The following is a 21,700-nucleotide window of genomic DNA, read 5'->3' on the forward strand; positions in this document are numbered from 1 at the left end:
GGCGGGTTTGCGCGCGTCGCTCATCGGAGGCGGAGTGTAGAGGGGCCGGTGCGCCGGTGGCTACTGGCCCTTGAGCACCTGCAGCGCCTTGCTGGCCACCGCGTTGTCGGGCTGGGTCTCCAGCACCTTCCCCAGCCAGCGCTCCGCTTCGCTCGCGGCCTTCTGGCGGTCCTCGGGGCGGCGGGCCTTCTGGGCCTCCTCGGTGTAGAGCAGGCCCAGGCGCAGGGCGAACTCGGTGTTCTCCGGGTCCTTGTCCGCCACGGCCTTCAGCTCGCGCTGCGCGGCCGTGTAGTCCCCCTGCAACTGGTACACGAGCGACAGCTTGCCGCGCGCGGCCGCCGAGTCCGGCGCCAGCGTCACGGCCACCTGGAAGGCCTCCTTCGCGGTGTCCAGGTCCCGGGCCTCCAGGCGCATGTCGCCCAGGCGGAACCAGGCCAGGTCCAGCAGCGGGTTGAGCGCCGCGGCCTTCTCGAAGGCGGTGCGCGCCGCTTCCGTGCGCTGGCGCGACAGGTACAGCTCCCCCAGGTAGAGCTGGTTCTTGCCGTCCTGGGGGGCGCGCTCGATGGCCTGTTTGAATTCGTCCACGGCGCGGCCGGCGTCATCCAGGCGCTGGTAGGCCAGCCCCAGGAGGGCGTGCACCACGGCCAGGTCCGGGTAGTCGTGGAGGATCTCCTCGAAGGCGATGAGGGCGTGCTGGGGCGCGTCCAGCTCGTGCAGGTAGCGCATGCCCTCCTCGAGCTTCGCCTCCGCCGCCTTGGGGAAGTTCTGGAATGGGTCCGCCAGCGGGTTCATCAGCGCCCGTGCGGTGGCGACCTCCGCGGGGGTGGGGCTGCCGCGCACGACGGTGCCCAGGGCCTCCACGGCGCCCGTCGTGTCGCCTGTGCGGGCCAGGGCCTTGGCCAAGGGCAGCTTCCAGCCCGCGCGCTCCGGGGCCATCTCCACGGCCTTGCGCAGCGGGCCCAGGGCGGCGGCGTACTGCTCCGACTCCAGGCGCGCCACGCCCAGGCGGTAATGGAACTCCGCGGTGGTGGGGGACAGCGCGATGGCGCGCTCGAAGGCGGCCACGGTGGGGGCCCCCGCGTCCCGGGCCCGCGAGAAGAGCGTCAGGCCCAGCATGTACTGGTCCACCGCGCGCTCGTCCTTCGCGATGGCCTGGCGCAGCTCCTCCGCCCAGGCGTCCGCGCGGCCGGCCTTTACCTGGGCCTCGGTGAGGGCGCGAGCGACGTCCACGTCGTCCGGCGTGCGCGCGTGCAACTCCCGCAGGAGCTTCACCGCCTCATCCGGCTGGTTGCCGTCCAGGTAGGCGCGCGCCTGGGCCTGGGGAGACAGCGCGGGGGCCTGGGACTGGCCATGGCCGCAGCCGGTGGCGAGCAGCCCCAGCCCCAGGAGGGCGGCGGGCCAGCGGAGCGTGCGGAGGCGGTTCAAGGGAAGCGTCTGGGGCACGGGGAGCTCAGGAGGCCTTGGTGGTGACGGAGGAGGTGCGTTGGGCGACGCCCTCGCGGTTCGGCGCGGCGACGGCGGTGTCCGGGTCACCGCCCTTGCCGCCCAGGGAGAGGCTGTCGGCGATGATCTGTTCGCGCACGGCGCGGGCCAGGCCCTCGCGGTCGTTGTCCGCGAAGCCGCTGGTGTCGATGGGGCGGCCAATCTTCACGCGCACCGGGCCGGGGGTGATGTTCCACGAGTTCTTGGGCATCACGTCGTCGGTGCCCTCGATGGTGACGGGGCAGATGGGCACGCGGGCCTTGAGCGCGAGCGCGAAGGGGCCCTTCTTGAAGGGCAGCACGCGGCCGTCCGGGGAGCGGGTGCCCTCCGGGTACAGGAAGATGCTGGTGCCCGCGCGGATCTTCCGGGCTGCTTTTTCAAGCGACGCGATGGCGGACGAACGGTCTCCGCGGTTGATGAAGACGTGGCCCGCGAGCCAGAGGTACCAGCCGATGAACGGCACGAAGCGCAGCTGCGACTTGGCGACGAAACGGAAGTCTACCGGCACGGCGAAGAAGTGGGCCGGGATGTCGAGTGAGGACATGTGGTTGCCGACGTAGATGGTGGGCCGCTTCGGGTCCACGTTCTCCCCGCCAATGACCTCCAGCTTCGCGCCACCGGCCCACAGGAGCACGGGCGACCAGATCCATCGGGCGACCCATACCGAGCGCGACGGGTTGAGCGTCACCAGCATCGCGAGGCATGCGAGGGTGAAGCTGATCGGGGACCACACCATGACCACCAGGATGCACCACAGCTTGCGCAACATGCGTCGCCTTTCCTCCTACCGGGGGGCCTGAGCGCCGGAAGGGCCCCGGGGGTGCCGCTCACCGGTCGGGCAGCCAGGCGGCGCGGCGCAGGCGCCGGCTCCTGGACGTGCGGAACGGGGCGGGGGCATGCACTTTATCTACCATGGCTCCCCCTGCCATTGTTTCTGGTGAATGCCGCTCGCCGGGGTTACAAGCAAGGGTGGCGTGGCCAGGAAAAAGTTCATCGCCATCGCGGGCAACATCGGAGCCGGAAAGACGGAGCTCACGTCCTTCCTGTGCCGGAAGTACGGCCTCACGCCGTCCTTCGAGCCCAATGACCAGAACCCCTATCTCGCGGATTTCTACAAGGACATGAAGACGTGGGCGTTCCGCTCACAGCTCTTCTTCCTGACGCACAAGTTCCGCCTGCACCGGGAACTGGAGCGCACGCCGGGCACCGTGCTCCAGGACCGGACCCTCTATGAGGACGCGGAGATCTTCGCCAAGAACCTGCACCGGCAGCGGCTCATCGACAAGCGCGACTGGTCCACCTACTGGGAGCTGTACCAGAGCATCTCCCAGTCGCTCCGGCCGCCCGACCTGATGATCTACCTGCGCTGCCCGGTGATCACCCTGAAGGAGCGCATCCGCCTGCGCGGGCGGACCATGGAGAAGGACATCCCGACCGCCTACCTGAAGCGCCTCAACGCCCTCTACGAGGAGTGGTTCGAGGGCTATTCGCTGTCACCGGTGCTGGTGCTGGGGACGGACAAGCTGGACTACCTCACCAACCTGGTGGACCGCGTGGACCTCTTCCGACAGATAGAGAAGCACCTGTGAAGGAGGTCTACGTCCTGGCCACCGAGCAGTCCGTGCCGCCAGCCCTGGACGCATTGCGCGCGGCGTTCGCGACGGACGAGGTAGAGTTCGTGCCGCACGAGGGCGACTGGGGCTTCACCGTGCGGGCGGATGGCTCGGAGGTGAAGGTGGTCCTCAAGCCCCTGAGCGACGGCCGGCCTCGCGTCCCCCAGGAGCTGTTCAGCGGCAGCCCGGAGGCCTTCGCGCGCGTGGAGAAGTCGCAGGCCTGCTACGCGTTCCTCCTGGAGCCGGGCGGCGCGCAGCCCACGCTGCCCGTCTTCGAGGCGCTGTGGACCGTGCGCACGCTGATGGAGCAGGCGCCGGGCGTGCTCGTGGACCTGACGGCGTTCAAGCTGCACGAGCCCGAGGACGTGGTCGAAATCACCGAGCTGGACTTCGACATCCGCGACCACGTGCACCTGCACGCCATCGAGCTGGCGGAAGGGGACACGCCGCTGTGGGTGCACTCGCACGGGATGGAGAAGTTCGGCGCGCGCGACGTGGAGATCTTCCACCTGGGCGAGGGCGACCTGCTGGCCGCGGAGAGCTTCCTCCACGAGCTGTGCACGGACCTGGCGTTCGCGCAGGGGCCGGCGCTGCGCTCGGAGGTGGCCACCAGCGAGGGCCAGAGCTTCACCCTGGTGCCGTCGGAAGAGGCCCGCGCGAACCTGCTGGGGGTGCCCCTGGATGCCTTCGATGGCCACGAGGGGCTGTTCCTCACGGTGGTGTCGCTCCTGGGCCGGCACAACACGGCGGAGCTCCTGTCGACGTACCGGGAGCGCTTCGCCAAGGAGCCGGCCGAGCAGACCCAGGCCATGCACGAGGAGGCGCAGGCGCTGTTGCCCGCGTTCCTGGCGCGCTTCCAGCGCAAGGGGTTGATGGAGCCCCTCACGTTCCTGGTGCGGGCCCCCTTCGAGACACACCCGGAGGGCGAGGTGGTGGTGGAGAACCTGTGGCTGGAGGCGGTGGCCCGGGACGAGGGCTCCGTCGTGGGCCGGCTGGTGGATGGCGCGGTGCACACCACGGAGTGGCGCAAGGGGGCCCACGTGGAGGTGGAGGAGAAGCAGATCAACGCCCTGGCCATCGCCCGAGAGGGCCGCGCGCTCAACGAGTCCGAGCTGCGCGCTCTTTTGAACGCCGAACGTCCCATGTAGCGCTGCGCGTCCAACCCGACGCGTCTTGCGGGCGCCCCGAGGGGCGCTGCTAGGCTGCCCGTCCGCATGCCGGCATTGCTGCTGCTCACAGGCCCGTCAGCGGGGCGCCGGTACGAGGTCGTCTCCCAGCTGACCCTCGGCCGCAGTCCCTCCTGCGACATCCCGCTGGAAGACGACCAGGTGTCGCGCCGCCACGCGCAGCTGTTCCTGGACACCGTCGCGGGACAGGTGCGGCTGCGCGACCTGGGCTCCACCAACGGCACGCTCCTCAACGGGCAGCGGCTGGCGCTCCAGGAAGAGGCGGTGCTGCGGCCGGGTGACCGGATGCGCGTGGGCGCCACCATCGCGGTGTACGAGCCGCCGCCGGTGTCCATTGTCGACGAGCCCTCCGGCGTGGTCGCTCCGGAGCCGGCGCACGTGCCCATCGAAGAGGTGCTGCCGCACGTGGGCGCGGCAGCGGCGATGTACTCGGCGGGGACGGCGCTGCTGGGGGCCACCAGCGAGGCCATGGTGCTGCGGCGGCTGTCGGAGGAGATGGCGCACGCGCTCAACGCGGACCGCGCCGCGGCGCTCCTGAGCGGGCCGGAGGGGCTGCGCACGGCGGCGGTGTCCGGCGCGGCTTCCGTGGAGGTGCCTCGCGCGCTGGTGCAGGCGGCGCTGGAGCGCAAGGAATTGGGGCGCACGGACACGGCGCTGTGCTCGCCGCTGGTGGCTTCGGGCGGGATGCCCTTCGGGGTGCTGTACGTGGAGCGCGAGGAGTCGCCGTTCACCGAGGGCGAGGGCCAGTTGCTCGCGTCGCTGGGACGGCTGGGTGGCGAGGCCTATACGGCGGTGCGCTCTCGCGGCGAGGCGGAGGCCGCGGAGACGCCGTGGGTGACGCCGCTGGGGACGTCGCGGGCGTTCCGGGGCGTGGTGGAGGAGGCTCGGCGGGCGGCGGGCAGCGCCGCTCCGGTGGTGCTGCATGGCGAGCCGGGCACGGGCAAGGCGCTGCTGGCGCACTTCCTCCATGGGAAGTCTCCGCGTGCGCTGGGGCCGTGGGTGACGGTGGAGTGCCGGCAGTCCCTGGAGGCGGTGGAGGTGGCGCTCTTCGGCCGAGCGGGCGCGCCCGGCCAGCCTCCGGTCACCTCCGCGGTGCTTCGCGCGGACGCGGGCACGCTGCTTTTGCGCCACGTGGAGGCGCTTCCCCGGCCGGCGGCGGAGCGGCTGGCGCGGATGCTGGCCCGGCGCGCGGCTCCGGCGCGGCAGGGCGGAGAGGAGCCCGTGGACGTGCGCATCGTCGCCACCAGTGGCTCGCCGGTGTCGCGGCTCGCTTCCCGGGGAGAGTTCGACGCGGCGCTGGCCCGGGGGCTTACGGGCTTCGAGCTGGAGGTCCCGCCCCTTCGCGAGCGGCGGGGGGACGTGCCGGTGCTGCTGGAGCACTTCGCGTTGCGCGGTGCCCGGCAGGGCGGGCGGGAGGCTCCAGTGCTGGGACCCGAGGCCCGGCGCCTGCTGGCGGAGTATCCGTGGCCGCAGAACGTGCGCGAGCTGGAGTTGGTCGCGGAGCGGCTGGGACGCGTGTACGCGGCGGGCCACGTGGGCATCCCGCAGCTGCCTCCAGAGGTGCGCGAGGGCGCGGTGGGGCAGGCGCCTCGCACGTTGCAGGAGCAGGTGGCCCGCCTGGAGCGCGACGCCATCGCGGAGGCGCTTCGCGAATCCGGATGGAAGAAGGTCCGCGCGGCCGAGTTGCTGGGCATCAGCCGGCCCACGCTCGACCGGAAGATGGAGGAGTATGGGCTGACGCTCGAGCGGGGGACTCGCGGCTGAGCGCGGTCAGGCCTTGGTGATGACGCTGTCCTTGCGGCGGCTGATCAACACGCCCGTGAGGATGAGCGCCGCGCCGAGCATCTGGAACAGGGTGGGGCGTTCACCGCGGACGGCCCAGGCGGTGAGGGCGGCGACCACGGGGATGCCGGTGCCGTAGAGCGTCGTGCGGTTGGTGCCCACCTGCTGCACGCTGCGGAACCACACGAAGTACGCGAGCACCAGCGGCACCAGCGCCGAGTACACGAGCGCCACCCAGCCCGCGGCACTCACTCGCGACGCGTCCATCGCGACGACCTGGGACGCGCCGGCCAGCACAACGCCCGGAGCTCCCGTGAGCATGGTGATGGCGGTGACGCGCAGCGCGGAGATGCCTTCTCCCACGGCTCGCGTGCCCACCGTGTAGATGGACCAGCACAGCGAGCTGCCGACAATCAGCGCGTCACCTGTCCAGGTCTCCGCGCCCAGGTTCGGACCTCGCGCGCCGACGACCAGCAGCGTGCCCACCACCGCGAGCGAGAGCCCCGCGACGACCGGGCGCCGCAGCCGCTCGATGCCCAGCGCGGCACCCAATGCCGCCGTCACCACCGGGCTCACCGCCGTGAGCATGCCGCTGTTGGCCGCCGTGGTGCGCGAGAGGCCTTCGATGAAGCACAGTTGGTACAGCGTGTTGCCCACGAACCCCAGCGCGGTGAGCCGCAGGAACGTCTTCCACGGCATCGGCTTGTGGCCTTCCACCGCAAGCAGCACGAGCCCCATCGCGAGCGCCGCGAGCCCGAAGCGCAGCGACATGAAGGCCCGCGCCGGCATGCCCTCCAGCGCGTCCTTCACCAGGGTGTAGTTCGTCCCCCAGACGACCACGACGGCGATCATCGCCAGGTCGGAGGCGGAGAGGAGACGGGCAGGCGCTGCGACCGCGGGCGACGAGGTGCTCACGGCGGCGGGGCATAGGGCGGCGCGAGCCCGGATGCAACCGACGGAGCTGCAACGAACACGCGGGGCCGCGCCGCTTCCCTGTCCGGTGACACGCACGCGCGGTGCTCCGGGCCGCGTGAGGCGATGTCACGCCGACGTTTCCCCACGCCCGTGCTTGTCCGGCCGCCCGGGCCATGGCGTAAATGCCCGTCCATGGACTTCCGCTATTCGGACGAGGTGCGGCGCGCGAAGGACTCCGGGCAGCCGCTGGTGGCACTGGAGACGAGCGTCGTCGCGCAGGGCCTTCCGTACCCTGACAACCTGGCTGCTGCTCGCGCGTGCGAGGAGGCCATCCGCCGCGCCGGCGCCGTGCCCGCGCCCATCGCGCTCGTGGACGGCGAGGTGTGGATTGGCCTGGAGGACGCCACGCTGCGCCGCCTGGCCGAGGGCAAGGAGAAGCTCCTCAAGGTGGGCTCGCGCGACCTGGCCGTGGCGGTGGCCACCCGCGCCAGTGGCGGCACCACCGTGAGCGCCACGTGCGAGCTGGCCGCGGCGGCGGGCATCCGCATCTTCTCCACCGGTGGCATCGGCGGCGTGCACCGGGGCGCTTCCGAGCACTGGGACATCTCGCAGGACATCGCGGCCTTGTCTCGCTACCCCGTCGCCGTGGTGTGCGCGGGGGCCAAGTCCGTGTTGGACCTGCCCAAGACGATGGAGCTTCTGGAGACCGCGGGCGTGCCCGTCATCGGTGTGGGCACGAACGAACTGCCGTCCTTCTACAGCCGCGAGTCCGGCCTCTCCCTGGAGCACCGCGCGGACGACGCGGAGACCGCCGCGCGCATCGCCCATGCACGCTTCGAGATGCTGGGGCAGGGCGGAGTGCTCTACACCGTGCCGCCTCCGGTGGAGGCCGCGCTGCCTCGCAATGACGTGGAGCTGCACATCGCGTCGACGCTGGCGGATGCGGACCGGCAGGGCGTTCGCGGCAAGGCCGTGACGCCGTTCCTCCTGGGCGAGATGGCGAAGCGCACCGGGGGCAAGACCCTCAAGACGAACCTGGCGCTCCTGGAGAACAACGCGCGCTTCGCGGGGGCGCTGGCCGTGGCCTACGCCCGTCTCTCGAAGCGCTGAACGCCGCGCGGAATCAGGCCGTGCGGTGCTGGAACCAGGACATCAGGTCCTCCAGCGCCGCGCGGTCCACGTCGTCGAAGGTGTTCTTGTGCTCGGAGTCGATGTCGAGCACGGCGAGCAGCTCGCGGTTGCGCCCGTACACCGGCACCACGATTTCAGACGCGGAGCGGCCGTCGCAGGTGATGTGACCTGGGAAGGCGTGCACGTCCGCCACCACCACCGTCTCGCCCTTCGCCGCGGACGTGCCGCACACGCCCTTTCCGAAGGTGATCTCCAGGCACCCGAGCGTCCCCTGGTAGGGGCCCACGCGCAGCAGCTTCCCGGGCGTCACGACCCGGTAGAAGCCGGTCCACAGGTGGCCGAAGGCGTTGTGCAGCAGGCAGCTCATCGTCGCCATCGCGCAGATGTCGTCATCCACGCCTTCGAGGATGGCGAGCGCGTGGGTCTTCAGCTCTGCGTATGCCTCTGTCTTGGGCTGACCGCGCAGATCCAGGGTGACTTCGGCCATGATGGGGTCCTCTGTCAGGAATTCCGACCCGCCCCTTCTAACAACCCTCGTGCCGGCTGGCACTGGAGGTCGTGTGGAACCGCTCGTCCTGGATTCGAAAACCCGCCTGCTCGTGCTCACCGGTGCCGGAGTCTCCGCGGAGAGCGGGGTGCCCACCTTCCGGGGCATGAACGGGCTGTGGGAGAACCACCCCGTGGAGGCGGTGGCGTCCCCGCAGGGCTTCGAGACGAACCCCGCGCTCGTCTGGCGTTTCTACTCGCAGCGTCGGACGGGGGCGGCGGACGTGAAGCCCAACCCGGGCCACGACGCGCTGGTGCGCTGGGAGCAGCACCTGGGTGACCGCTTCCTCCTGACCACGCAGAACGTGGACGGCCTGCACACCAAGGCGGGCAGCCAGCGCGTGGTGGACATGCACGGCAACCTCTTCCGCACGAAGTGCGCGGACTGCCAGCGTGCGCCTTTCGCAGACACCTCCGTGCACCCGTCGGGCACGGTGCCGAAGTGCGACGGCTGCGGAGGCCGGCTGCGGCCGGACATCGTCTGGTTCGGGGAGATGCTGGACCCCAAGGACCTGGCTCGCATTGGCGAGTTCATCACGCGCAACGACGGCACGCGGCTGGTGTTCCTGGCCGCGGGCACGTCCGGAGCGGTGTGGCCCGCGGCGGGCATCGTGGACGAGGTGCGCTCCGTGCGCGGGGACACGTGGCTCGTGAACTACGAGTCCGCCGCGAACACGGAGCGCTTCCACCACTTCGTGCAGGGACAGAGCGGACAGGTGCTGCCCACCCTGGCGAAGCTCGCCTGAGGGCCTGGGCTTACGGTCCCCGGAGGACCTTGAGCCCCTTGTCGGTGAGGACGAGCAGCATGCTCGGCGTCACGGTGGGTTCGTAGACCATCTGCAGCACGCGCTGGCCGGACACATCCCGCACCTGGGCCAGCGTGGTGCCGTCCGCTTCCAGTCGCCAGAGGCCGGTGCCGTCCGTGCCGATGTAGAGCGCGCCGTCGTCCGTCGCCTTGAGCGAGCGGATGCGGTTGGTCGGCAGCCCCGCGAGCTTCGACCAGCTTCCCGTGGAGCGGTTCTTCGGCGTCAGCGCCCAGACGCCGTACTGCTCGCTGCCCAGGTAGTAGCGGCCCGAGCGGACCTGTTCGAAGGCGCGCCAGTAGTCGTCGGTGGTCTGACCGTTGAGCGCGTCGTTGTAGCTCTTGAACGACCAGGGTGTGGGGCCTTCCCAGGTTTGCTCGCGGTCCCAGTCCTCCAGCTTGGGGCTGGGCACGAGCACGCCGACCATCTGCTCGTTGGCGACGAGGACGTCACCGTTCTGCCCGATGCCCAGGCCGTGCATGTAGGGGCACTGCAGCGAGCCCCATTCCGAGCCGTCCTCGAAGAGGTACCAGCCCGGGTGGCGGTGGCTGTTGTACGTGAGCCCCTGGACGCGCGTCACGCCGTGGTTGGTGGTGATGTAGAGGTCGCCACGGTCGCGGCCGCGAGTCACGCGAGCGCAGTTGAGGACGGAGCGGTCCTCCTCGTAGTGGAAGTCATTGGTGTTGTGGATGCCCGCCTCGCGGCCCGCGTTCGACGCGCCGGTGGTGCGCCAGAGGTGCTCCTCGAGTTTGACGCTGCCGTCAGTCTGGAGGCGGACCGCGTCGAGGTCTCCCTTCCGGTACTCGGCGAAGCGCTCGGCGGAGTAGCCCGCCTCGCCTCTCCAGGGGATGTACGTGCGTTGCTCGATGCCCTCGGCGCGCTTCATCTCGTTGGCGGAGTAGCCCACGTACGCGCGTCCGGCTTCACCGCCGCAGATGACGGTGGAACCCGTCGCGAGCGTGTCCGGGCCGAATGGCTCCGCCGCCTGCCCGACGTTGGAGCTCCACGTGGGCCGGGTGTCGCCCGGGCGCAGCACGCCGATGCGGCGGCCGTCCAGGAGCCAGATGTTGAGGCCTTCATCAACGCCGACGCTCTGGGGAGTGCCGGCGCCGAACGAGCGCGTGTAGTCGAGCACCGCGTCCGTGGGCCAGGGCCCTGCGTCGGGCGTCTCGCCGGTGCCGGCATCGGGATCTGGCGGCGTCCCCGCGTCGGGAGTTTCTCCGGCATCAGGTGTCCCGCCATCTTCATCTGGAGGGAGCGTGCCGGCGTCCGGAAGGGAACCCGGAGGGGGGAGCGAGGGAACTTCGTTTCCATCGGACGGATCCGTGACGGGCCCCTCCTGCGGATCGATTGTCGGGGATTGGTCGCTGCAACCCACCGATAGCAAAGACATGAACACCAACCCCGCCCCCACCACGCCTGCGCGAATACCCATTCCGTGTCTTCCTCCATGAGGGCTTCATGGCAAGACATGGGCCAGCGTGTTTCGCGTCAGGCTCGTTCAATTCCTCGCGTCAACGCGGCGCGTGCGCGGCCCATCTTGGCGTGCCTTCCAGTACCCTTCGCCACGAGCCCCGCCATGTCCCAGGAACGCTTCACGACCAGCCGCGAGGTGTATCACCGGATCCGGTGGGACTCGCGGCATGACGCCCGCGAGTTCGTCGTCGGTTACGACGCTCACCGCGGCGCGCTGGAGGAGATGCCCTTCGAGGCGTTCGTCCCCGACGGCGAGATTCCGTGGCACCGCGTCTGGTACTTCAAGCGGGGGACCCTGGTGGTGTGGGACCGCAAGGCGCGCATTGATCTCCTGAGCAACGCCCGTCCCACAGAAGAGACCGCGCCACCCCAGCCCGTCACGGTGCCGGGGTTCACGCCCTTGCCCTCATGGCGGTACGACGCGCGCTCGGGAGCGTGGACCCAGGCCTCTCGTGAGCCGGGCCACGCGCTTCCCACCGCGGCGGCGCTCACCGTCGCCACCTTCAACGTCCTCTTCGACCTGTACGACGCGCAGTTGCTGGCGACCGAACGCAGGATCCCGGCGGCGCTCGCGCTGCTCCGTGAGACCAACGCGGACGTCATCGCGCTCCAGGAAGTCACCCCGTCGTTCCTCAAAGCGCTGCTCTCCGAACCCAGGGTGCGCGAGCACTATTGGATGTCTGAAGGGCCCGGCGCGCAGACCGTGACGCCCTACGGACAGGTGCTCCTGTCGCGCGTGCCGATCGCCTCCTTGTGGCAGCGCGTCTTCTCCCGCGACAAGCGCATCATCGCCGCCGAGCTGCACCTGTCGGGCGGAGCGCTGTGGGTGGCCACTCCGCACCTGACGAGCGACCGGGATGCGTCCGGAGCCTCCGCGCGCGCCGTCCAGGTCGAGGCCCTCCTCGAATGGGCCCGCGTGCTCGGCTCCACGAGCGAGACCGAGGCCTCGGACCTGGTGCTGGCCGGTGACTTCAACTTCGGTGACGGAGCTCCAGAAGCGGAGTCCTTCGCGCGCGCCGGATTCGTGGATGCGTGGTCCTCGCTGAGACCTTCGGAAGCGGGGGAGACGTTCAACCCCCGGTTGAACAGCCTGGCGGCGCTCACCACCGTCTCGGGAACGTTGCGACGGTTGGACCGGGTGCTGGTGGCGTCTGCTTCAGGCCGACTCGCTCCTGAGTCCGTTGAACTCTTCGGCGAAGCACCCCTGGCGGGACTTCCCGGGCCTGGCGGACAGGCCCTCTTCGCTTCGGATCACTTCGGCCTGCGCTGTGTCCTGCGCCGTAAGGCTATCGAGTCTCGCGAGGCGCCCTCCACGGCGCTGGTCCATCACACGGCCCTGGTGCTCATCCCTCCTGACGACGTCTGGGGCCCCATCCAGGCGCTGCGCAAGAAGCACGACGCGAAGTTCCAGCGGTGGATGCCTCACATCACGCTGCTGTATCCCTTCGTTCCGGAAGAGGACTTCGAGACGGCGGAAGCCATCCTCCTGGATGCCCTCCAAGGCGTCGAACCCTTCGACGTGACGCTCTCCACGTTCGGCCACTTCGAGCACCGCGCCAATGCGACAGCGTGGCTCCGCCCTGACGACCAGCCCTCCGACGCGCTGGCGGCCCTGCACGCGAAGCTCGTGGCGGCCCTTCCCGAATGCGCCTCGTCCGCTCACGGTGGCTTCACGCCCCATCTCTCCGTGGGACAGCTCCCGCTCTCCGCGGACATCGTCCGCACGCTCGGCGAGTGGCAGCGCGCATGGCGGCCGCTGAAGTTCCGCGTGGGCGAGCTCTGCCTCATCCGGAGGAAGGGTGACACGCCCTTCGAGGTCATCCGGCGCATTCCCCTGGCACAGGCGCCCCGCGCAATCCCGGAGCACGAAGACGCTCCGCTGCGCGATGCACTGGCTTCCATCGGCGCCGCCGAGTCACACGAAGGACACGCCGCCAGGACCGCGGCGGTGGAGCAACTGCGTCAGCATTGCGAACGGATCGGCGCCACGTTGCATCCGTATGGCTCCTATCTCCTGGGTACGGATGGCGCGGGCAGTGACGTGGACGCGGTCGCCATCGGACCGGCGAGCCTGTCCCGCGATGACTTCGCGCGAGCGCTCCTCCAGGAACTGGCACCGGGCACTGCCCGCTATGTGGCGGACGCCGCCATCCCACTGGTGAAGCTGTCCCTCGGAGGCGTGAGCTTCGACCTGGCCTATGCGAGCCGTCCGGAGGGCGTGCCCCCGGAGGATCCCCTGACGCTGATCGAGCAGCACGGCGAGCGGCTCGACCCCGCGGGCCTCCGCGCAGTGCTGGGCCTGGCGGACACGTTGGGCCTGATGGACGCCGTCGCCCGTGACGCCGAACGGACCGCGCGGTTCCGGACCCTGATGCGCGCGGTGAAGACCTGGGCCCGGGCCCGGGGCATCTACTCGCACGCGCTGGGCTACCTCGGCGGGTTGTCGTGGACGCTGCTCGCGGCCTGGGCCTGCACCCGCGCGACTCCGGATGCCATGCGGTCCGACGCGGCGCTGCTCGCGCACTTCTTCGGAACCTTCGCCTCCTGGCCTTGGCCGCAGCCCGTGACGCTCACTCCCGAAACGGCGCGCTACCGGCCCGAAGGAAAGCGCGACCTCCTGCCCGTCATCGCCCCCGCGCTCCCTGCTCGAAACACCGCGCGCAACGTGTCGCGGTCCACCTACCGCGTCATCCGGGAGGAACTGCTCCGTGCTCGCGAGCTCGTGGCCAAGGCCCGGGCCTCACGCACGCCTTCCGCCTGGGCGGCGCTCTTCCAGCCTCTGAGCGCCAACGAGGCTCCACCCGTCGCGTTGCGCCTGTCCGTCGATGCGCCCACCGCCGAGGACCGGGAGGTCGTCGCGGGGTGGATCCTCGGACACGTCACGGCCCTGGTGTATCGGCTGGAAGGAGACCGTCGTCTCTCCGTGCGCCCGCTGCAACCCGCACAGGCTTCAGGAGCGCTGCTCATCGGTCTGGAGGTGCGTGAAGCGCGGGACGCGGCTGCGTTGTCCTGGCATCCGTCCAGTCCGTTGTTCGCGGCCGTGGAGGCCTTCCGCGCGTCGTTCCAGGAATGGACGCACCGCCCATCCGGCGCGGTGCTCCAGGTCGAATGGATACGTGGCAATGACAGCGCACGGAGCGACACTCCCGCTCCGTGACGCGTGTCACCTGCGTTACTTCTGTCCCGCGAGCCACGAGCCCCAGCGCACGATCTTCGTGCCGCCCTCGGGCACGTTCTTACCGCCCGGCACCACGCGCTCGGTGGTGTTGGCGAGCGGCTGGAAGCGCGCTTCATACGGCAGGCCCGCGAGCCCCGGCGCCCACGGGTCGGCCGCGTAGGTCTCGGAGAAGGCGCGCTGGGTGCCTTCGACGTCCTCGCTGCTCTGGGTGATGAGCGCCGGCACGCCGTGGCCCTCCGCGCTGAACGTGCCCCGGGTGCCGTTGGCCGCGGCAGCAGGCGGCCAGTCCTCCGTGAACACCACCTCCGAAGGGATGCCCATCAGCAGCTCCTCCAGGGGCTCCGGCTCGGCCTGGGAGAAGTCGGAGCAGGGGACGGCATTGGCTTCGACGGGGCCCTCGGTGCGCAGGAGGTAGCCGCGCTCCGCGGTGAAGCACACGCGCTGCACGCCGGGGCCAGGACCCACGTCCACGTATCGCTCGTAGTACGCGCCCGGGCCCAGGGGCCGCTCCAGCGCGGGCACCGGGGCGCTGGCATCGGCCGAGCCCTCACGGACCTCTTTCAGCTTCAGCTGGTGTCCGCCCGGCACTCGGAAGCCGGCGGACTCCGTGCCTGCTTCAATCAAGCCGCGGGTGAGGTACAGCGGGCCCGGCGCATTGGCATACACGCGCGTGCGCAGGGGACCATCGAAGGAGCGTTGGTCGGTGACGTAGCGCACGGCCTCCCAGTTGCGTCCCGCGCTGGAGGCGACCTCCGCGGTGGCCGTGCCTCCGTGCGGCACGTCGAGCGCGCGAGTCATGTCCGCGCGCACGGGGATGATCAGATCCTTCGCCAGCTTCGCCTGGGGCAGCGGCTTTCCGCCCTCATCGCTGTAGGCCGCGCGCACCCAGACCCAGGGTTGCTGCACGGCCACCACTTCCAGCGTCAGCTGTCCCTGGACCGTGCGCGCGGTGCCGCCACCGCGAGGCTCGGGACCCCGCGTCGCACTGAAGGAATAGGTGACGCGGTCTCCCACGCGTGCTCGCGACCAGGCCTCGGAGGCCTGCACGGACGCCGTGTCATGGGATCGCGTGTCGGATGCGGAAGGGCCGCTCGACTTCGTGCTCTCGCAGCCGGGGAGGAACGACAGGGCCGCACCCAACAGCGCGGCAAGGGGAAGGGAAGGGCGCATGGTCATGGGGACGGGAAATACCGGGAGTGGATTCAATTCGCAGCTATCGCACGTTCAGTGAGGATTTCCGGAATAGTGGGAGTAAATCCGACCCCGGGGAGGGTGACTGATGAGAAGACACCCCTGTCCGAAAATCAGTGAATCCCAGGGTGACGCGTAAAAACTCTGTCACAACAGTCACTTGGCGTTCCAAGCGTCACGTAACGTTACGCTCACATTCTTGGAAGCTGGAGTGCTGGCGCTCCAAGCAATTCAACAAAACCGGGTTATTCCCTCTGGAGCACGGCTGGCCCGGCAGTTGCTCAGTGGCTGGGCAAGCTGTCCGCGGCTGACGGGAAGGTCAGGCGGCAGCGGATCTCCCCCGAACCAGAGGAACGACGAATGTTCAAGAAGGCGGCAGTCCTCGTGGCGAGCTGTGGTGCGATGCTGTCTGGCTGCGGTACCGACCTGGAGACCGAGAACCAGGAGATCATCTCCAACCTGGTCGAGGCCGGTTTCCCCGCGGACGACATCATGGTCGCCGAGGGTCAGGTGTACGTGGGCCGTGACGCGCACGTCACCCTGGAGGCGTCCCGCGAGATGCTCCAGCCGGCGAGCAAGGAGACCCAGGAGCAGTACCGCACGACGAACGTCGTCAGCTCCACCAAGACGAAGATCTGCATCAACCCCACGTCCACGTTCAACAGCTACACCCGCCTGAGCCAGGGTCTGGATCTCGCGATCCAGAACTACAACCAGCGCGGTCTGAGCTTCACGATGGCGCGTGGCCCCACCACGGGCTGCAGCGCGAACATCACCGCGACGGTGACCTCCGGCGCCGGCGGCTCCGCGGGCTTCCCGTCGGGCGGCAACCCCTACGGCACCATCAACATCGGCACCAGCCTGAACACCTACAGCGTGGACGTGAACGAGCACGTCATCACGCACGAGCTCGGCCACTGCGTCGGCTTCCGTCACTCGGACTACTACAACCGCGCCATCAGCTGCGGCGGCGCCGCCAGCAACGAGGGCACGGCGGGCGTGGGCGCCATCCTCATCACCGGCACCCCGAGCACCGCGACGGTCGGCGGCTCCATCATGAACTCCTGCTTCCGCTCGACGGAGACGGGCGAGTGGACCAGCTCCGACATCACGGCGCTGAACGCCATCTACTAAGCAATGGCGTTGCGACCCCTTGAGTCCTTCATGAGTCCGAGGGGTCGCATCCTCGCGGGCACCTTCATCCTCCTGGGCCTTACGGCCTGTGGAAAGGAAGAGGTGCCCGCGGATTCCCATCCGGTGGTGTGTGAGAGCCCCGCGGCGTCGCGGGTGCGCCAGCCTCCGGAGGTTCGTGGCCAGACGCAGTGTGGCCCGACCGAGAACTTCACTCCCATCAACAGCTACCAGGGCGAGTTCGCGGACGTCGCGCAGACGGTCGAGGACGCGGTCGTCCTGATTGACGGGCGCTGCACCGGAACACTGATTGAAGCGAGCGCGGGTCCCGTGGTGGTGACGGCGGGACATTGTGCCTCTCTCGGTGACCGGCCGCTGCTCGTCTTCAACTTCGAGGACCAGGCCGACGGAGACCCGCTCATCACCGAGGGCACCGTCATCGAGCAGTCGCTCGAACCCGACTACGCGCTCATCCAACTGGACGTGATTCCCCAGGTGACGCCGGTCCTGCTTTCAGCCGTTCCCAGCGAGCGGCTGGCCATCATCCAGCACCCCCGGGGCAAGCCCAAGGTCATCGCCGAAGGCGACTACCTGGATGCCTGCGACTCGCTGGTCTACTACGTGGACCTTGACACCCTGGTCGGAAGCTCCGGCGCGGGCGTGCTCAACCGTCAGGGCCACCTGGTGGGCGTCCACACCGACGGCGATTGCGACGCGACCGGCCGCGGCGCCAACCGGGGTTGGACGATGGAAGCGATTGTCGCTGCGTCCCCGTACCTGGTGGACGCCGACATCGTCGCGCGCTGAAGCCAGACCGAGGGGAGACGACCATGTTCAAGAGAGCGGCGGTGCTCGTGGTGGGCTGTGGTGCGGTGCTGTCCGGTTGCGGGACCGACCTGGGGCAGGAGCACCAGGAGACCATCTCCAACCTGATCGAGGCGGGGTTCCAGGCCCGCGACATCAAGGTCGTGGACGCGTCCGTCTACGTGGGCGGCGATGCGCAGGTGAGCGTCGAAGCGTCCCGCGAGATGCTCCAGTCCGGTGGGGACAGCGAGGAGCAGTACCGGACGACGAACGTCATCAACAAGGCGGTCGTGAGGAAGATCTGCATCAACCCCACGTCCGCGTTCAACACCTACAGCCGCCTCAGCCAGGGCCTCGACCTGGCCATCCAGAACTACAACGCCCTGGGCCTCTGCTTCACGATGGTGCGGGGCCCGACCACCGGCTGCAACGCGAACATCACCGCGGCGACCGCGGCGGGCATGGCCTACAACTCGGGCTACCCCTCCGGCGGCCTTCCCTACGGGACCATCAACATCGGTACGGGGTGGAACACCTCGCCGCTCGACACGGTCGAGCACATCATCACCCACGAACTGGGGCACGCGGTCGGCATGCGCCACTCGGACTACTACTCCCAGGTCATCAGCTGCGGAACGGGCGGCAGCGAGGGCACGGCGGGCGTGGGGGCCATCCTCATCCCCGGCACGCCCTCCACGTCCTACGTGAACGGGTCCATCTTCAACGCCTGTCTCCCGGCGAACCCGACCGGTGAGTTCACCAGCACGGACATCACCGCGCTGAGCTACCTCTACCGCTGCTGAGCCTGACAGGACGTCAGCGCGAGACGAGGCTCAGTCCGCCTGCGTCGCGCGCTTGGGCGTGAGCTGCGCTTCGAGCGTCCGCGCCCAGTGGGCCAACACCTTGCGGCGCCGGGCCGTGTCGTCGTGGAGCAGGTTCGCCAACGCGAGGCCGCGGAGGAGGTCCAGCGTCGCACGCACGGCGTCGCGGACGTCGCGGTCGCGCTCATCGAGCCCCAGCAATTCGACGGTGAGCCGGTGCACCTCGCGGCCGACGTGCGTCTCCAACGGCAGCAGGATGGCCTTCAGCTCTTCATCCGCCACGGCCGCCACCCAGAGGTGCGTCGCGGCGGTGAAGAGCGGGCCGGCATAGACGTCGTGGAGCAGGTTCAGCAGCGGCTCGACGCGCCGCCGGCTCTCCGGCAGGCCCTTCGCGCGCCGCACCAGCTCCTCGACCTGCTGGCGGAAGACGTGCTCGACGGCGGCCGTGACCAGGGCCGCGCGCGTCGGGAAGTGGTGCTGGCAGGCGCCGCGTGACACTCCCGCGCGCTCCGCGATGGCGCCCATGGTCGCCCCCGCCCAGCCCTTCTCCACCAGCACTTCGATGGCGGCCGTCATCAGCTTCTGCCGCGTCACCCGGCTGCGCTCCTGCTCCTGCCGTGTCGTTCCGCTCGCCGTGCCGCTCATGCGGCCACAGTGTTGCGACGGGAAGAAAAAAGCAATCGTGATTGCTTTATTCGGAGGTGGGGGACAGACTCGCCGCTCCCTGGCTCAGGAGGTGCGATGGACGCGCGTTCGCTGCGTATCGGCAATGCATCCGGCTTCTACGGCGACCGCTTCTCCGCGTTCCGGGAGATGTTGGAGGGCGGTCCGCTGGACGTCCTCACCGGCGACTACCTGGCGGAGCTGACCATGCTCATCCTGGGCCGGGATCGGCTGAAGAACCCGTCCAGCGGGTACGCGAAGACGTTCCTGCGCCAGTTGGAGGGGACGCTCGGCCTCGCGGTGGAGCGCAAGGTCCGCATCGTCGCCAACGCCGGGGGCCTCAACCCGGAGGGGCTCGCGAACGACCTGCGCTCGCTCGCCACGAAGCTCGGGTTGACCGTCAACGTCGCGCACGTCGAAGGCGATGACCTCGTCGGACGCGCGGACGAGCTGGGCTTCGATCAGCCCCTCACCGCGAATGCGTACCTCGGTGGATGGGGCATCGCCGCGTGCCTGGAAGCAGGCGCGGACATCGTCGTCACGGGGCGCGTGACAGACGCATCGCTGGTCGTCGGCCCCGCGGCCGCCCACTTTGGATGGAAGCGCGACGACTGGGACCGCCTCGCGGGCGCGATGGTCGCGGGCCACGTCCTGGAGTGCGGAGCCCAGGCGACCGGCGGCAACTTCGCGCGCTTCGGTGAAGTCGACGTGCGCCGGCCCGGCTTCCCGCTCGCGGAGATCTTCGCGGATGGCTCCAGCATCATCACCAAGCATCCGCACACCGGCGGCGCCGTCACCGTCGACACCGTGAAGGCCCAGCTCGTCTATGAGATTGGCGGTGCCCGCTACGCAGGCCCGGACGCGACGGCGCGCTTCGACACCATCGTGGTGGACGCCGACGGCACGGACCGGGTGCGCCTGTCTGGCGTGCGCGGTGAGCCGCCTCCTCCGGACGTGAAGGTGTGCCTGAATCGGCTCGGCGGCTTCCGCGGCGAGGCCCAGTTCATGCTCGTTGGCCTCGACATCGAGGAGAAGGCCGCGCTCGTGCGCGCGCAGCTCGACGCGACGCTCAAGCCCCGGCCCGCCGAGGTCCTCTACACGCTCGCGCGCACCGACCACGCCGACGCTCCGAGCGAGGAGCAGGCGTCGGCGACGCTGCGGGTCACCGTGAAGGATGCCGACCCCAAGGTCGCCGGCCGGTCCTTCAGCGGCGCCGTGGTGGAGCTCGCCCTGTCCAGCTACCCCGGCTTCTTCCTGCCCGCGCTGCCCGGCGACGCTTCGCCCTTCGGCGTCTACACCCCGGCCTATGTGGATGCGCGCAAGGTGCCGCACGTCGCGGTGCTCCCGGATGGCCGGCGCATCGACGTGCTGCCGACGGAGGCGACGCGGGGGCTCGAAGCAGTCTCCGCGCCGTCGCTGCCCGCGCCGCTTCTGGCGGGCCCCACCCGGCGGGTGCCGCTCGGTCAGGTAGCCCTGGCGCGCAGCGGAGACAAGGGCGGGGACGCGAACATCGGCGTCTGGGTCCGCACCGACGAGGCCTGGAGCTGGCTGGTGCACACGCTCACGGAGGAGCTGCTGCGCACGCTGCTTCCGGAGGCTCGCGAGCTCAAGGTCCAGCGCCACGTGCTCCCGAACCTGCGCGCCCTGAACTTCGTCGTCGAAGGCCTGCTCGGCGAGGGCGTCTCGTCGTCCACCCGCTTCGACCCGCAGGCCAAGGCGCTCGGCGAGTGGCTTCGCTCGCGCCACGTCGACGTCCCTGAATCGCTTCTGTAGCGCCTTCGCCCGCGCCCGCGCCCACCGAGGAAGCCCATGCAGCAGACCCAGGAACACCGCGCCATCCGCCAGACCGTCCGCAAGTTCGTGGAACAGGAGCTGAACCCGCACATCGACGCCTGGGAGGCGGCGGAGATCTTCCCGGCGCGGGAGGTCTTCAAGAAGCTGGGCGAGCTCGGGCTGCTCGGCATCACCAAGCCCACGGAGTTCGGCGGGCTGGGGCTGGACGCGTCGTTCTCCGTCGCCTTCGCGGAGGAGCTGGGCCACTGCACCTGCGGCGCGCTGCCCATGGCCATCGGCGTCGTGACGGACATGGCGACGCCCGCGCTCGCGCGCTTCGGCAGCGATGCGCTGCGACGGGAGTTCCTGGCGCCCACGCTGACGGGCGAGCGCGTCTGCTCCATCGCGGTGAGCGAGCCCGGTGCCGGCTCCGACGTGGCGAGCGTGACGACCACGGCGCGCCGTGATGGCGACGACTACGTCATCGACGGCAGCAAGATGTGGATCACCAACGGCATGCAGGCCGACTGGGTTTGCCTGCTCGCCAACACGGGGGACGGGCCCGCGCACGCGAACAAGTCGCTCATCATCGTGCCCATGGACTGCCCCGGCATCACGCGGTCGAAGATCCGCAAGCTCGGCATGTGGGCGTCAGACACGGCGCAGCTCTTCTTCGACGGCGTGCGCGTCCCGGCGCGCTTCCGCATTGGGGACGAGGGGCGCGGCTTCGCGATGCAGATGCAGCAGTTCCAGGAGGAGCGGCTGTTCGTGTCGGCGAGCACGCTGGTCACCTTCGACCGGCTCATCGCGCAGACGGCGGAGTACACGCGGCAGCGCAAGGCCTTTGGCCAGTCCATCCTCGACAACCAGAGCGTGCACTTCCGGCTCGCTGAGTTGCAGACGGAGGTGGAGTCGCTCCGCGCGCTCATCTACCGGACCGTCGCCATGTACATCGAGAACAAGGACGACCCGGAGGTCGTGAAGCTCGCCTCGATGTGCAAGCTCAAGTCGGGCCGGCTTGCTCGCGAGCTCGTCGATGGCTGCCTCCAGTACTGGGGCGGCATGGGCTTCACCTGGGACAACCCCGTCGCCCGCGCCTACCGGGACCTGCGTCTGGGGTCCATCGGCGGCGGCGCCGACGAGGTGATGCTCGGAATCATCAGCAAGGCCATGGGAACGCTGCCCCGCAAGGCGCGCGGCTGAG

General features: G+C 69.8%; 18 protein-coding genes. 11 read left to right on the forward strand and 7 right to left on the reverse strand.

Features of this window, described 5'->3' with window-relative positions; translation table 11 throughout:
- Positions 1 to 60: 60 nt before the first annotated feature.
- Together D7X99_RS17560 and D7X99_RS17565 are read right to left on the reverse strand one after the other, a co-directional pair.
- Positions 61 to 1,425 carry a lipopolysaccharide assembly protein LapB gene (locus D7X99_RS17560; RefSeq protein WP_216671851.1) on the reverse strand — a complete coding sequence of 455 codons (1,365 nt, stop codon included), beginning with the start codon at positions 1,423 to 1,425 and terminating at the stop codon, positions 61 to 63.
- A 25-nt stretch (positions 1,426 to 1,450) separates the two neighbouring features.
- A complete protein-coding gene (locus tag D7X99_RS17565; protein ID WP_121778820.1) occupies positions 1,451 to 2,248 on the reverse strand; it encodes a 1-acyl-sn-glycerol-3-phosphate acyltransferase in 798 nt (265 codons plus the stop codon).
- A gap of 208 nt (positions 2,249 to 2,456) precedes the next feature.
- On the opposite strand from D7X99_RS17565, the gene D7X99_RS17570 reads away from it, so the two are divergent.
- The 3 genes from D7X99_RS17570 to D7X99_RS17580 all read left to right on the forward strand — a co-directional run bounded on the left by D7X99_RS17570 (position 2,457) and on the right by D7X99_RS17580 (position 6,046).
- Positions 2,457 to 3,071 (forward strand): deoxynucleoside kinase, encoded by a 615-nt coding sequence (locus D7X99_RS17570; RefSeq protein WP_121778775.1) that lies wholly within the window; start codon positions 2,457 to 2,459, stop codon positions 3,069 to 3,071.
- Positions 3,068 to 4,243, forward strand: coding sequence for a DUF2314 domain-containing protein (locus D7X99_RS17575; RefSeq protein WP_121778776.1), 1,176 nt, complete (start codon positions 3,068 to 3,070; stop codon positions 4,241 to 4,243). The genes D7X99_RS17570 and D7X99_RS17575 overlap by 4 nt, the downstream gene beginning before the upstream one ends.
- Before the next feature lie 66 nt (positions 4,244 to 4,309).
- The gene (locus D7X99_RS17580; RefSeq protein ID WP_121751550.1) at positions 4,310 to 6,046 is read left to right on the forward strand and encodes an FHA domain-containing protein; all 1,737 of its coding nucleotides are present in this window, start codon (positions 4,310 to 4,312) and stop codon (positions 6,044 to 6,046) included.
- Between the two features lie 6 nt (positions 6,047 to 6,052).
- Here D7X99_RS17580 and D7X99_RS17585 read toward each other — a convergent pair whose 3' ends face one another.
- A complete protein-coding gene (locus tag D7X99_RS17585) occupies positions 6,053 to 6,979 on the reverse strand; it encodes a DMT family transporter (protein WP_121778777.1) in 927 nt (308 codons plus the stop codon).
- Between the two features lie 192 nt (positions 6,980 to 7,171).
- On the opposite strand from D7X99_RS17585, the gene D7X99_RS17590 reads away from it, so the two are divergent.
- Entirely contained in the window at positions 7,172 to 8,089 is a 918-nt protein-coding gene (locus tag D7X99_RS17590) for a pseudouridine-5'-phosphate glycosidase (protein WP_121778778.1), read from the forward strand.
- Positions 8,090 to 8,102: 13 nt separating this feature from the next.
- Here the strand turns inward: D7X99_RS17590 and D7X99_RS17595 are convergent, their stop codons facing one another.
- Positions 8,103 to 8,597, reverse strand: coding sequence for a GAF domain-containing protein (locus D7X99_RS17595; RefSeq protein ID WP_121778779.1), 495 nt, complete (start codon positions 8,595 to 8,597; stop codon positions 8,103 to 8,105).
- 73 nt (positions 8,598 to 8,670) lie between these two features.
- Here D7X99_RS17595 and D7X99_RS17600 point away from each other — a divergent pair, with 73 nt between their 5' ends.
- Positions 8,671 to 9,402 carry an NAD-dependent deacylase gene (locus D7X99_RS17600; RefSeq protein ID WP_121778780.1) on the forward strand — a complete coding sequence of 244 codons (732 nt, stop codon included), beginning with the start codon at positions 8,671 to 8,673 and terminating at the stop codon, positions 9,400 to 9,402.
- 10 nt (positions 9,403 to 9,412) lie between these two features.
- On the opposite strand, the gene D7X99_RS17605 is transcribed toward D7X99_RS17600, so the two are convergent.
- Entirely contained in the window at positions 9,413 to 10,594 is a 1,182-nt protein-coding gene (locus tag D7X99_RS17605; protein WP_233613472.1) for a two-component regulator propeller domain-containing protein, read from the reverse strand.
- 444 nt (positions 10,595 to 11,038) lie between these two features.
- Here D7X99_RS17605 and D7X99_RS17610 point away from each other — a divergent pair, with 444 nt between their 5' ends.
- A complete protein-coding gene (locus D7X99_RS17610; protein ID WP_121778782.1) occupies positions 11,039 to 14,092 on the forward strand; it encodes a poly(A) polymerase in 3,054 nt (1,017 codons plus the stop codon).
- Between the two features lie 15 nt (positions 14,093 to 14,107).
- On the opposite strand, the gene D7X99_RS17615 is transcribed toward D7X99_RS17610, so the two are convergent.
- Positions 14,108 to 15,289, reverse strand: a complete 1,182-nt coding sequence (locus tag D7X99_RS17615; protein ID WP_121778783.1) for a DUF6068 family protein — start codon at positions 15,287 to 15,289, stop codon at positions 14,108 to 14,110.
- A 375-nt stretch (positions 15,290 to 15,664) separates the two neighbouring features.
- Between D7X99_RS17615 and D7X99_RS17620 the strand changes: the two genes are divergently transcribed.
- The 3 genes from D7X99_RS17620 to D7X99_RS17630 are packed head-to-tail and all read left to right on the forward strand — an operon-like array spanning position 15,665 to position 18,042.
- Entirely contained in the window at positions 15,665 to 16,438 is a 774-nt protein-coding gene (locus tag D7X99_RS17620; RefSeq protein WP_121778784.1) for a zinc-dependent metalloprotease, read from the forward strand.
- A 3-nt stretch (positions 16,439 to 16,441) separates the two neighbouring features.
- Positions 16,442 to 17,242: a serine protease gene (locus D7X99_RS17625; protein ID WP_121778785.1), complete on the forward strand. Its 801-nt coding sequence runs from the start codon at positions 16,442 to 16,444 to the stop codon at positions 17,240 to 17,242.
- A gap of 23 nt (positions 17,243 to 17,265) precedes the next feature.
- Positions 17,266 to 18,042: a zinc-dependent metalloprotease gene (locus D7X99_RS17630; RefSeq protein ID WP_121778786.1), complete on the forward strand. Its 777-nt coding sequence runs from the start codon at positions 17,266 to 17,268 to the stop codon at positions 18,040 to 18,042.
- 30 nt (positions 18,043 to 18,072) lie between these two features.
- Here D7X99_RS17630 and D7X99_RS17635 read toward each other — a convergent pair whose 3' ends face one another.
- Positions 18,073 to 18,705 carry a TetR/AcrR family transcriptional regulator gene (locus D7X99_RS17635; protein ID WP_120593986.1) on the reverse strand — a complete coding sequence of 211 codons (633 nt, stop codon included), beginning with the start codon at positions 18,703 to 18,705 and terminating at the stop codon, positions 18,073 to 18,075.
- Positions 18,706 to 18,801: 96 nt separating this feature from the next.
- Between D7X99_RS17635 and D7X99_RS17640 the strand changes: the two genes are divergently transcribed.
- Positions 18,802 to 20,496 carry an acyclic terpene utilization AtuA family protein gene (locus tag D7X99_RS17640; protein ID WP_121778787.1) on the forward strand — a complete coding sequence of 565 codons (1,695 nt, stop codon included), beginning with the start codon at positions 18,802 to 18,804 and terminating at the stop codon, positions 20,494 to 20,496.
- Between the two features lie 36 nt (positions 20,497 to 20,532).
- Positions 20,533 to 21,699, forward strand: a complete 1,167-nt coding sequence (locus tag D7X99_RS17645; RefSeq protein WP_121778788.1) for an acyl-CoA dehydrogenase family protein — start codon at positions 20,533 to 20,535, stop codon at positions 21,697 to 21,699.
- Position 21,700 lies beyond the last annotated feature (1 nt).

The sequence above is a fragment of the Corallococcus sp. AB032C genome, assembly GCF_003668935.1.
GTDB lineage: Bacteria > Myxococcota > Myxococcia > Myxococcales > Myxococcaceae > Corallococcus > Corallococcus exiguus.

Coding starts and splice junctions, on each gene's coding strand:
- D7X99_RS17580 (WP_121751550.1), top strand. CDS start 4,310: ATGCCGGCATTGCTGCTGCTCACAGGCCCGTCAGCGGGGCGCCGGTAC.
- D7X99_RS17635 (WP_120593986.1), bottom strand. CDS start 18,705: ATGAGCGGCACGGCGAGCGGAACGACACGGCAGGAGCAGGAGCGCAGC.
- D7X99_RS17640 (WP_121778787.1), top strand. CDS start 18,802: ATGGACGCGCGTTCGCTGCGTATCGGCAATGCATCCGGCTTCTACGGC.
- D7X99_RS17615 (WP_121778783.1), bottom strand. CDS start 15,289: ATGACCATGCGCCCTTCCCTTCCCCTTGCCGCGCTGTTGGGTGCGGCC.
- D7X99_RS17630 (WP_121778786.1), top strand. CDS start 17,266: ATGTTCAAGAGAGCGGCGGTGCTCGTGGTGGGCTGTGGTGCGGTGCTG.
- D7X99_RS17595 (WP_121778779.1), bottom strand. CDS start 8,597: ATGGCCGAAGTCACCCTGGATCTGCGCGGTCAGCCCAAGACAGAGGCA.
- D7X99_RS17645 (WP_121778788.1), top strand. CDS start 20,533: ATGCAGCAGACCCAGGAACACCGCGCCATCCGCCAGACCGTCCGCAAG.
- D7X99_RS17590 (WP_121778778.1), top strand. CDS start 7,172: ATGGACTTCCGCTATTCGGACGAGGTGCGGCGCGCGAAGGACTCCGGG.
- D7X99_RS17620 (WP_121778784.1), top strand. CDS start 15,665: ATGTTCAAGAAGGCGGCAGTCCTCGTGGCGAGCTGTGGTGCGATGCTG.
- D7X99_RS17610 (WP_121778782.1), top strand. CDS start 11,039: ATGTCCCAGGAACGCTTCACGACCAGCCGCGAGGTGTATCACCGGATC.
- D7X99_RS17625 (WP_121778785.1), top strand. CDS start 16,442: ATGGCGTTGCGACCCCTTGAGTCCTTCATGAGTCCGAGGGGTCGCATC.